Origin of the sequence: Clostridium sp. AM58-1XD (assembly GCF_003464085.1) — a bacterium.
In the GTDB taxonomy this organism is placed as follows: Bacteria; Bacillota; Clostridia; order Lachnospirales; family Lachnospiraceae; genus Lachnoclostridium_A.
Genome location: NZ_QSDR01000054.1, coordinates 1 through 11,232, shown reverse-complemented (window position 1 = coordinate 11,232; position 11,232 = coordinate 1). Strand labels below are relative to the sequence as shown.

8 protein-coding genes, 7 tRNA genes, 1 rRNA gene and 1 pseudogene are annotated in these 11,232 nt (G+C 42.4%); 3 read left to right on the top strand and 14 right to left on the bottom strand.

What is annotated here, in order from left to right; genetic code table 11:
* The first annotated feature begins 277 nt into the window (after positions 1-277).
* Together DXA13_RS20060 and DXA13_RS20055 are read left to right on the top strand one after the other, a co-directional pair.
* Positions 278-1,525, top strand: a complete 1,248-nt coding sequence (locus tag DXA13_RS20060) for an MFS transporter (RefSeq protein ID WP_118246768.1) — start codon at positions 278-280, stop codon at positions 1,523-1,525.
* 110 nt (positions 1,526-1,635) lie between these two features.
* Positions 1,636-3,207: a BCCT family transporter gene (locus DXA13_RS20055; protein WP_118246767.1), complete on the top strand. Its 1,572-nt coding sequence runs from the start codon at positions 1,636-1,638 to the stop codon at positions 3,205-3,207.
* Between the two features lie 138 nt (positions 3,208-3,345).
* Here the strand turns inward: DXA13_RS20055 and DXA13_RS20050 are convergent.
* The 5 genes and pseudogenes from DXA13_RS20050 to DXA13_RS20030 all read right to left on the bottom strand — a co-directional run bounded on the left by DXA13_RS20050 (position 3,346) and on the right by DXA13_RS20030 (position 8,094).
* Positions 3,346-4,082: pseudogene (locus DXA13_RS20050) on the bottom strand (tRNA1(Val) (adenine(37)-N6)-methyltransferase).
* Complete coding sequence (locus DXA13_RS20045) at positions 4,072-4,980, bottom strand: stage 0 sporulation family protein (RefSeq protein WP_118246766.1); 909 nt, start codon at positions 4,978-4,980, stop codon at positions 4,072-4,074. The pseudogene DXA13_RS20050 and the gene DXA13_RS20045 overlap by 11 nt, the downstream one beginning before the upstream one ends.
* Before the next feature lie 3 nt (positions 4,981-4,983).
* Positions 4,984-5,973 carry a DNA polymerase III subunit delta' gene (gene holB / locus DXA13_RS20040; protein WP_118246765.1) on the bottom strand — a complete coding sequence of 330 codons (990 nt, stop codon included), beginning with the start codon at positions 5,971-5,973 and terminating at the stop codon, positions 4,984-4,986.
* A 48-nt stretch (positions 5,974-6,021) separates the two neighbouring features.
* Positions 6,022-6,618 carry a guanylate kinase gene (locus tag DXA13_RS20035; RefSeq protein ID WP_118246764.1) on the bottom strand — a complete coding sequence of 199 codons (597 nt, stop codon included), beginning with the start codon at positions 6,616-6,618 and terminating at the stop codon, positions 6,022-6,024.
* Positions 6,619-6,636: 18 nt separating this feature from the next.
* Positions 6,637-8,094, bottom strand: a complete 1,458-nt coding sequence (locus DXA13_RS20030; protein WP_118246763.1) for an aminotransferase class I/II-fold pyridoxal phosphate-dependent enzyme — start codon at positions 8,092-8,094, stop codon at positions 6,637-6,639.
* A 164-nt stretch (positions 8,095-8,258) separates the two neighbouring features.
* On the opposite strand from DXA13_RS20030, the gene DXA13_RS20025 reads away from it, so the two are divergent.
* Positions 8,259-8,489 (top strand): hypothetical protein, encoded by a 231-nt coding sequence (locus tag DXA13_RS20025; protein WP_118246762.1) that lies wholly within the window; start codon positions 8,259-8,261, stop codon positions 8,487-8,489.
* Positions 8,490-8,501: 12 nt separating this feature from the next.
* Here DXA13_RS20025 and DXA13_RS20020 read toward each other — a convergent pair whose 3' ends face one another.
* The 9 genes from DXA13_RS20020 to DXA13_RS19980 all read right to left on the bottom strand — a co-directional run.
* On the bottom strand, positions 8,502-10,118 hold the full coding sequence (locus DXA13_RS20020) for a hypothetical protein (protein ID WP_118246761.1): 1,617 nt from the start codon (positions 10,116-10,118) through the stop codon (positions 8,502-8,504).
* Positions 10,119-10,351: 233 nt separating this feature from the next.
* Positions 10,352-10,424, bottom strand: a tRNA-Lys gene (locus tag DXA13_RS20015).
* Between the two features lie 20 nt (positions 10,425-10,444).
* Positions 10,445-10,517 (bottom strand) — tRNA-Phe (locus DXA13_RS20010).
* A 6-nt stretch (positions 10,518-10,523) separates the two neighbouring features.
* Positions 10,524-10,597: transfer RNA gene (locus DXA13_RS20005), tRNA-Met, on the bottom strand.
* Between the two features lie 60 nt (positions 10,598-10,657).
* Positions 10,658-10,739, bottom strand: a tRNA-Tyr gene (locus DXA13_RS20000).
* A gap of 40 nt (positions 10,740-10,779) precedes the next feature.
* Positions 10,780-10,852 (bottom strand) — tRNA-Thr (locus DXA13_RS19995).
* 41 nt (positions 10,853-10,893) lie between these two features.
* Positions 10,894-10,966, bottom strand: a tRNA-Val gene (locus DXA13_RS19990).
* A gap of 24 nt (positions 10,967-10,990) precedes the next feature.
* Positions 10,991-11,064: transfer RNA gene (locus DXA13_RS19985), tRNA-Asp, on the bottom strand.
* Between the two features lie 88 nt (positions 11,065-11,152).
* Positions 11,153-11,232 (bottom strand): 23S ribosomal RNA (locus DXA13_RS19980); the annotation flags it as partial.

Genomic DNA, 11,232 nt, shown 5'->3' with positions numbered 1-11,232 from the left:
TAATTTTTAAAATGATAACTGTCAATTTATATTACCTCCAAAAATTTTACAATTTTTTGTACATTTTTAACAATTATTTAATTTTTTTTGTTTTTGTCTTGTGTTTTTATATTCAGGTTGATATAATACGCATATCTTGATTCACAAAATTGCCTAGAGAATAAAATGAGACGGCACAAATCAATGAGCAGATTTTATACTGCTTTGGTTTGTGTTTTTTTTATGGCTTTACAGAAAAGGCTCTACGGCAAAATACATTAGTTAGGGGGATTCTTTAATGAAGAGTCAAAGCAACATGAGAAAATGGCTCACACTTGCACTGTGTGGCGTTGCAGGAAGCGTTATTTACAAAATGCCTTATCTGCGTGAAACTTATTATGCGGCCTTACAGGAGGCCACCGGTTCTACAAATGCACAGCTTGGTATGCTGATGGGCGTATATGGCCTGGTTAATTTCCTTCTTTATCTGCCAGGCGGATTTGCCGCAGATAAGTTCTCAGCCAGAAAGCTGATGGTATTCTCCTTAGCATCAACTGGTATTTCCGGCTTCTATTTTGCCACATTCCCATCTTTCCCGATTATACTGGCGCTGCACGGACTATGGGCCGTGACCACCGTGTTTACTTTCTGGGCTGTCTGTGTTAGAATTATACGAGAATTAGGTGACAGTAAGGAACAGGGCCGTCTGTTTGGTTTCTGGTATCTGGGCAAGGGCCTTACTTCCATGGTTGTTGGATTCATATCCGTTCCTTTATTCGCAAAATTTGGCGAAGGTATCAGCGGACTTAGAGCTACCATTATTTTCTACTCTGTCGTTAACCTTATTACCGCTGTTGCCGCATGGTTCCTGATCGATGATAAGAAGATGGAAGGAGAATCAAGCTCCTTTAAATTCAGCGATATTGCCATCGCATTCAAGATTCCTGGCGTTTGGGTAGCTGGTATTGCAACCTTCTGTATGTGGAGCATTTACATCGGCTTCGGTATGGTAACTCCGTACTTATCTGATGTCTTCAACATGAGTGAATCAAACGTAGCATTGGCAAGTATTCTTCGAGCTTATATTTTATTTGCAATCGGCGGTTTAGTAGGCGGACAGATTGCCGACCGCTGTAAGTCCAGAACACACTTTATGATTTACGCTTTCATCGGTATGATTATCTTTACAGGAGTGTATATCGTACTTCCAGGCGACGCTTCCAAGATCGGTCTTGCTCTGACGAACATGGTTGCCCTTGGTTCTTTTGTATACTGTGCAAATGCCGTATTCTTCTCCTTAATTGACGAAGTTCATGTACCGGCAAAAGTTACAGGTACGGCTGCAGGACTTATGTCCATGCTTACATACTTCCCGGAAATCTACTGCTATACACTCGTAGGAGATATGGTCGATAAGAATCCTGGAATCGCCGGATATCACAATGTATTCTTCTTCATTTTAGGAAATGCAGTTGTAGGACTGATCGCATGCCTCGTTCTTGCCAAGATCAACAAGCCTAAAAAAGAGGCACAGACTGCAGCATAATTACATTTGATAACAATCATCTTTCACACTCTTATACCGGATTCCTCAAGCGCAAAAGTGTTTGAGGAATCCATATTTTTACACACGAATTTACACAGGGAGGGCTTTTTATGGATCAACGGAATCAATTTGAAGAAACTACGAAACCTCCGGAAAACCGACGACGCCATCTGATTGGTATGGACCGTAATATCATCGTTCCAGGACTTGTTTTACTGTTGATAATCAGTTTTTCTTTTTTCTTTATCGACGTTTCCGGAACCGATCATATTCAGAGAGTACAGGATTTTCTGACACTTCACCTCGGAAGCTTTTATCTGGTCTATATTTTCTTTCTTTTGATCGTGCTCTGCGTGATCGGTTTTTCCAAAATCGGAAATATACGGCTTGGTGACGGGCCGCCTCAATATTCGACGGCAAGCTGGATCAGCATGCTGTTCTGTGCCTGTATCGGTTCCAGCATTCTCTACTGGGGTCTATTGGAATGGGCATTTTACGTACAGTCTCCGCCCTTTGGCTTTGATCCGATGTCCAGAGAAGCTGCTGAATGGTCCGTTGGTTATACGATGTTCCACTGGGGCATCAGCGGATGGGCTACTTACTGTCTCGCTGCTGTCATCATCGCTTATTTCTTCTTTGTCAAAAAGATTTCCATTTTCCGTATCAGCGTCTCCTGCGGCCTTTTGTCCGGTCCCAAATGGAGGGTCCGCCTTGGACGATGCATCGATATTTTTGTCATTCTAGGCCTTTGCTCGGGAGTGGCTGTCGGCGTTGCAATTGGTGCTCCAATGCTGGCCCAGGGACTTCATGAACTGTTTGGAATCGTCCCTTCAACAAAGGAAAATATCGTCATAGCGATTTTCTGGTCTATTCTCTTCTCTGTTGCCACATTAAAAGGCATAGACAAGGGAGTAAAGATTCTGAGCAATATTAACAGCATTATCGCTATCGCATTTATTTTTTACATTTTATTCTGTTCCGACACCACCTTTATAATCAATAATTTTACCAACAGTGTAGGCATCATGGCTCAGAACTTCCTTCGTATGAGCTTTTACACAGATCCAATTGGAAAATCAGGTTTCCCTCAAAGCTGGACTTGTTTCTACTGGGCGTGGTGGATTTCTTATGTACCTGTTATGGGACTCTTTATTGCCAAAATATCACGTGGACGTACAATCCGTCAGATGGTTCTTGGTACAACTCTTCTCGGCAGCCTTGGCTGCTGGTTTTTCCAGGCAATCCTTGGCGGATACGGCCTGCAGATGTATTTAACAGGACAGTACGATACCATTCAGGTTATTAACACACAGGGCGATTATGCTGCCATCATGGGGCTTTTAAAGACATTGCCAATGCCTTCTCTCGTGATCGCCGTATTTATCATTCTGGCATTTATTTTCATGGCAACTACGTGTGACTCTTCCGCTTACATCCTGGCGGCTCTGTCCTGCCATAAGCTTTCTCTGTATGATGAACCTCCGAAAGCGGCACGGCTTTTATGGTGTATCGCAAGTATCGTATGGCCGATTATTCTTCTCCTGGTAGGAGGAATTGAAGTTGTTAAGCTTTGTTCGATTATAGGTTCCATACCGCTTCTTTTCATAATAACCGCCATGATTTGGAACTTCTTTAAAGACGTAAAAAAATATCTCAATGAGAATCAGCCTGATTCCATGTAATTATAACAGGAGTACTGTAACATGCAAGAATCCGCTTCCATATTGATTTTAATCCATGGAAAGCGCTGCATGTTACAGTACTCCTGTTTTTTGGTTTCTATTCTTCGTAAAATTGCATTTCTTTCATTCTGTAAATCGTTAATATCCGTAGATATCGTAAATCTCGTCCGTATAGACGCCAGGTTCTTTATAAACGATAATCGGAGCCTCTACCTTTATCATAGACCGGCCGCCCCGCACTGCCTCAATTAAGACCATATTGGCATCTCGCCCGATATAAGGATGAACCATTTTCATTCTCTTAGGCTCCAGCCTGTAATTTGTCAGTGCAGTAATAATCTCGATCAGGCGGTGAGGCCTGTGAACCATATAAAATCTTCCGCCTGGCCTCAGAAGCGGGAAGCTTCTCTTACGACGTCATCCAGAGTACACAGGACTTCATGTCTGGCTATCGCCTTGGGCAGATCCGGATTCTTTAATCCATGGGCATCATTCATATATGGCGGATTGGATGTCACTACATCAAAAGAAGCCGCCCCGAATATCCGGCTGGCTTCTTTTATGTCTCCTGTAACAATTGTAATATCATTCTCCAGATGATTGACCGCAACACTTCTCCTGGCCATATCGGCCATCTCTTCCTGTATTTCCAGCGCGGAAAAATGCTTTCCTTTTGTCTTTGCCTTTAAAAGAATCGGTATTATTCCCGTTCCCGTTCCGAGATCCAGGGCCCTTTCACCCTCTTTTACAGATGCAAATCCTGAAAGCAGAACGGCATCCATCCCAAAACAGAAACCGTCTGTTTTCTGAATAATATGAAATCCATTTCTCTGAAGATCATCGAGGCGTTCATTATCCTTTAACTCAATTGTCATCCAGTTTTGACTTTCCTTCCTTTTTTTCCAGTGCCTCCAGTTCCTTAAGCTCTGCATCCACTACGACTTTTTCCTTCTTGCGCCGCGGTCTGAATTTCAACTGATCCACATGATATTCCCTGATTTCTTTCTCATCCTTATCCACGATTACGATTACCTTCACCAGCTGCCTCAACACACTGACGCTGTGTACCTCGCCTTTAAGACCATCGTTTGTCGTCACATAATCGCCTACGTTCGGAAGCTTGCTGTTCAGATATTCATATGTCTCTTCTTCATTTTTCAGACAGCACATCAGCCTTCCGCAAACTCCTGAAATCTTAGTAGGATTTAAAGAAAGATTCTGTTCTTTTGCCATTTTGATGGAAACAGGTATAAACTCCGGTAAATAAGAATGACAGCAAAGATCTCTTCCACAGATACCAATCCCTCCTACAATCTTCGTCTCATCACGAACTCCCACCTGCCTCAGTTCAATTCTTGTTTTAAAAACAGCTGCCAGGTCCTTTACCAGCTCCCTGAAATCCACACGTCCGTCTGCTGTAAAATAGAACAGGACTTTATTATTATCAAATGTATATTCTGCATCGATTAATTTCATCTGCAGGCCATGCTTTGCAATCTTTTCCTGACAGATTCTGAACGCATCTTTTTCTTTTTTCTTGTTATTCATCTCGACCGCTTCGTCATCTGGAGTGGCCATACGTATAACGGATTTCAACGGCTGTATTACCTTTGATTCCTCTACTTCGCGGCACCCCAAAACAACAATGCCGAATTCAATTCCTCTGGCAGTTTCCACAATCACGTGCTGTCCGGCAGTAATATTCTTGCCGGCCGGATCAAAGTAATAAATCTTTCCTGCATTGCGGAATCTGACACCGATCACCTTTACCATTTATTAATTCTCCTTCATCACTAACAACATGAGTTCTAATACCAGGTCCCTGTTAACATTGGCATCCAGGCGTACCTTTGCCTTATCGATCGCCTGAAGGATTTTTTCAAATCCATCATAACCGCACTTCTGACTCATTTCATTAATCGAATTATATTCATTCTTAAATATCAGAAGATTCATGTCTCTTGTAACCTTGTACATAAGGATATCTCTGTACCACAGCTGCATAAAATCCAGACACTCATTGATATCCATATCATCTTCCAGAAGCTTTTTTATATACTCCAGAAGCTCTGCAACATCCATATTCTTTAAATGCACCATAAGCGCCAGCATTTTCTTATACATGGCCTGAAATTCCTCTGAGGTAGCCAGGTGAATGGCCCGTCCCAGATTTCCTCTGGCAAATGCGGCATATACGTCTGCCTGCTGCTCCGGTACTTTTAATATCTCAATCAGATAATCTCTCACTACGGAATCCCTGAGAGGCTTCAGCTTCAGCTGTACACAGCGTGAGAGGATCGTCGGCAGAAATACATCCTGGTTCGTTGTAAGCAACAGAATAACTGCGTAGGACGGAGGCTCTTCTATCGTCTTTAAAAGGGCGTTCTGGGCCTGTACCGTCATTTTCTCTGCTTCATCTATAATATAAATCTTATAAAAGCTGCTGTAGGGACGGATCATGATCGTATCCTGAATCTGTTCCCTTATATCATCTACTCCGATGCTCCCCGGTTTCTCATGAGTAACATGAATTAAATCAGGATGATTATTCGTCAGAACCTGTTTGCATGCATGACATTTCATACAGGGTTCACTTTTGCCTTTTTCACACAGAAGCGACATGGCAAAAGCATGGGCCAAAGATTTTCTCCCCATACCGGCTTCTCCCGTCATAATATAAGCATGAGATACCTTTCCGGTATCAATCGCATTCTGGAGATGCTCCTTTATCCCCTCATGTCCTAATATGTCATGAAATCCTGGCATATTCATCCCTCCTTATTTCCTGTATCCCTAAAAGTATAACACAAGAACTCATCCGTGTATAGAATCATTCCCCTTTATTACACCTTCAATTTCCCTGACACATTCTTCCAGACAGCTGTTTACAAACTGCCGTTCAATTCCGTATGCCTTCAGATTCTCTTCTTTAAAATCTTCCTCATCCGCTAAAAATCTGCGGCACATTTCCGCATACTTTGGATTCTTCTGGACCCGCTCTCTTTCCAGAGCCCTGACCAGACGCAGACCGTCATCTACATAAATATAAACCGGAACAACGGCATCTCCGCCGAAGTACCGTCTTAAGTTGCCGTAGGATTCCAGAGTCCCGATCATCAGATAATTACAGGACTTCAGATCAAACTGGCCGTCATCCACGGTAAAATAAGTCCATGGGCCATATACAGTGGAATATGTCCTGGATTCGATTACCTTACCTGAACGTTCATATTCCCGCAGCTTTTCTTCTGATGTAAAATAATACTCTACGCCATTCTGTTCCCCGTCTCTTACCGGCCTTGTCGTATAAATAACAACCGTTTTTAATTCCGGCATATCCTTTAAAATCCTCTTATAAACGGTATCTTTTCCTGAGGCACTCTTTCCCATGACATAGAAAATTCTTCCCATTTTTAATTCCTCACCTGATCAGCCTTTTTTTATTACCTGGATGGTCTTTCCGCTTGTATCTCTCATTCCCTGCACAGGAAGTCCCATTTCCTGATAAGCCAGTATTGTATGGACAAGCGACGGAAGGAGCATCTCCCCCGGAGCCACAATCGGAATTCCCGGAGGATAGATAAAAACGAATTCCCCGGCGATTTTCCCTACACTGTTCTCGATCGGTATAAATTCTTTCGGACTCGTAACGCCTTCAAAAATTGTCATTTCCACTTCCGGCTTAGATGTTACTTTCATAGACCATTCCATGTTGCTTTCTTTCTCTGGATTTTCCTCCCTCCCGCACAGCTCTCTGTCAATTTCCAGCAAGGCGTTTACAAGGCGATCCAGGCCTTCCCTCGTATCGGCAACCGATGTAATGGCAACAATATAATTTGCAGAACACATCTCCATCTCCAAATGGTAATGGTCCCTCAGGATTCTGGAGAGCTCGGAACCATTGATGGATGTATCTTTTGTCACGACTACAAACTTAGACAAATCGATATCTTCAACTCCATATTCGCCAATCAGTTCTCTGCCTGCTAATTTCAATTTACTCAGCGAGGACAGCCTTTCTCTCATGCCTTCCAGAAACTGAGCAAAATTCTTCATTTCCTGCCTGCCCTCAAGATTCATATGATAGATGCAGTTTTCAATCCCTGCCATGAAGATATAAGATGGGCTGCTGCTTTGGAAAACGCGCAGGTACCGTTCAAGTTCCTCTTCTTTTATATATCCACGTTTCATATGGAGAATGGCTGTCTGTGTAAAACATGGAAGTGTCTTATGAATGCTCTGCACCACAATATCGGCCCCCAATTCCAACGCCGATTTAGGAAAGTCTTCTCCAAATGCAAAGTGAGCTCCATGAGCTTCATCCACAATTAATGGTATTTTTCTCTTATGAACTGCTTCTGCAATTCCCTCTATATCCGATACAATTCCGTCATAAGTGGGCGAAACGATAACAACTGCCTGAATATCCGGTTCTTCGTCCAGCAGCTTTTCCACATCGGATGCTAAAATTCCTCCCTGTATCCCCAATTCATCTATGACCTGTGGATACACATATTTTACCTGCAGATGATTTAAGAATACCCCATTGTACGCAGCCTTATGACAATTTCTGCTCATGAGAATTTTGCCGCCGCAGGCAGTTGCCGCAAATATTGCCGATAGGAGTCCGCAGCTGCTTCCATTAACAAGATAATATGTCTTATCCGAACCATAAACCTTAGAAGCCCACTCCATGGATTTCCGTAAAATTCCCCCTGGATTATGGAGATTATCAAATTCGTTAATTTCCGTAATATCAATGGAAAACGGCGTTCCGTATTCCTTTCCCAGCAATGAATTTCTTTTATGTCCAGGCATATGAAATGGATAAAAATCCGACTCTCCATATTCCTTTAACCTCACCAATAATCTGTCTTCCTGCTTCATGTCCCCTCTTTTGTCTCCTTTTTTCATTCTTTTCATTGTATCATAGTAAAAATACTTTAGTCAAATAAAGGGCTTATATTTAAGAAATTCTTTTATCTTTTTTATTTGTACATATTATAATAATAAATATACATTCATTTTTATACGGATAAGGAGATGCTTTTATGAGAACTGTTGAATTTAAAATGGAACGCCCCGGTCTTGTTACACCAGGGCAGACAGTTAGTATTATCGAACGGGAAGGAACCAGCAGCTATAGTTATATCATCGATCCTGCCGTTGCCATGTCCGGCTGTTTTCAGGCCAGAGACAGGATTCTGTCCAAGACCGGTATCGTAAGGGATATTCAGGAAAATTCCCGTGGTTTTTACGTAATTGTAGACTTCGATGAATGATGTGTTATCCACTTAATCGTATAAAACGAGAGGCTTTGTCCACATAATCTCTGCCTGATCTCCACTTACCCACTGACAGTCATACCAATAGCAATATATCTGATTTCCTTCTGCACCAACAAATTTCAGCATATCATTTCCAGTTGTCTGGTATCCTGCCCTTTGAGACTCATCCTCCAACACATGGATATCTCCATTAAGGGAAATGGATACCAGCCTGCCATAATAGCTGTGAAAGCTGTCCGGCATAATCTCAGCATAAATCTTTTTATTCTCATTGGAGTAATACATGTGCGTCAGATTGCCCTGAAACGTATCTGTAATCAGTTCCTGAGCAGAACCATCAGGCCTGATCCTGTATATGCGGCTGTAACGCCTGCTGTCAGGATCGCTCTCCTCAAACGCACTGTAATAAATCCAGTCTTCCGCCAGACAAAAACTGTCAATTCCAAATCCCTCTTTTACTAATACTCCAGTATCGCCATCAGACTGCCAGCACAACTCTTTTCTACCGTCTCCATCTTCGTCAGCGAGGCTGTAAATGATTCCGTCATACTGGCATTTTGCTTCTTTCACCGATACAATATAGCCGTTTTCAAGAGTATATTCCATGTCATTCATCTGGATGGAAGTAACCGTACTCTCCGGGTAGTTTCCTATTTCATTTGCAAGGTAAAATCCCTCTTCCTGCATATTCAGATGATAGCTGAATTTTCTTTTTCCATAATTAACGGAAGTATCCCTGCGTTCAATCATTCCGTCTTTTACATAGTAAATATAATCATCCTGAACCGTATAGTCTCTCACATTATCATCAATAGTCTCGTATTCTTCCGGGTCATTCTCATATACCCTTATAAGCTTGCCCCTGACTATTTCTGGTATATTCTCTTCCTTCAGTAAATAATATGTAAAACGATTAGATGTCTGAATCGCCTCATGATATCGTTCATTCTCTCTTTTTGACGACAGAATCTTTCCCTCTTCATTCAGAATAAATACCTGGTCTGCCAGGTGGACTGTTACTGTATAATTCTCTTCCGTAGCTTCCTCTGATTCATTTTCCCTCTGCGTTTCTTCCTTTAATATACGTTCCTGCCCTCTTTTATGAGCCGAAAATGGAACGGAACTTTTATGTTTCCAAAGCCCAAGTGATACGACGGCAACGACAGCAGCCGATAAAATTACAGAAATAAATATTTTAAAAAAAGAACGATCCCCACTCTCTGATTCCGGAAGTTCACCATCTGTCAACTCGTCTTTAGGCAGAATGCCTACCTGTTCCTCTATTTTTAAAAAAATAGTAGCAGCCTTCTCTTCCGAAAGTGTCCTGACTATTTCATACTCCAGCTCTTCCTGCTGATTTGTCTCCTCTCCATATCCAAGCCCATATAGAATTTCCTTCAGCCATTCAACAATATTTCCATCATGCGGTGCTTCCTTTATTTTGTTGTAAGCCGTCACATATACCATTTCCAACAGCTGTTCTGCCTGATCTTCTTCCTGTTCAGACTCCAATACTGCCTGATAAATTTCCTGATATGTCAGAATATATACGGTTTCAAATCCTTCAGGTAATCCCATTCTCGCCTGATTGACTGCCTGCTCCAGAATTTCTTCATTTTCCATATGTTTTGTTCTCCTTATGAACAATCATCCACATGATCTGCATCGTCTTCTTTCATCTTATCAAAATCTTACTTCCCTTGCAACTTTATTCCGCCTTAGTATACAAACCGATAAAGTAGGGCATGCTATGCCGCCCATAGAAATCCGGAAGGCTTTTTTGTTCCATAGGAAAATTCTCCGAACTATCCTATGGAACAAAAAAAGCGGAATCCTAAGATTCCGCGTCATAAACATGAGACATCGGGGATTCGAACCCCGGACAACTTGATTAAAAGTCAAGTGCTCTACCACCTGAGCTAATATCCCATACAACCTTTAAGCTGTAGTGCCCAAAGCCGGAATCGAACCAGCGACACGAGGATTTTCAGTCCTCTGCTCTACCAACTGAGCTATCTGGGCAAAAAATTGCGGGGGCAGGATTTGAACCTACGACCTTCGGGTTATGAGCCCGACGAGCTTCCAGACTGCTCCACCCCGCGCTATTAATTACTATTTAATTATATACAAGATTCTCTGAATTATCAAGAGTTTCTTGTGAGTGGGGGAAAGTGGATTCGAACCACTGAAAGCACAGCTAACAGATTTACAGTCTGCCCCCTTTGGCCACTCGGGAATTCCCCCATAATATTACATTTTATATGGTAACACTATACTCAATGTAAGCCGATGATCGGACTCGAACCGATAACCTGCTGATTACAAATCAGCTGCTCTGCCAATTGAGCCACATCGGCAAGTTCTGCCATCTGGTAACAACAAATTAATATATAACGAATGGGACCTACAGGGCTCGAACCTGTGACCCTCTGCTTGTAAGGCAGATGCTCTCCCAGCTGAGCTAAGATCCCACATTTATCAATATAAAATTGAAACGACCCGAATGGGACTCGAACCCACGACCTCCGCCGTGACAGGGCGGCGCTCTAACCAACTGAGCCATCGGGCCAAACCAAAGGTATATACCTTCAAAACCACATATTGAAATTATTCATCCGTTTCCTTTTCGTTTCCCTAACTCTCTTCCTTCACGCCTTCTGGTTAAGCCCTCGACCGATTAGTAACAGTCAGCTACATGCATTGCTGCACTTCCACCTCTGCCCTATCTACCTCGTCG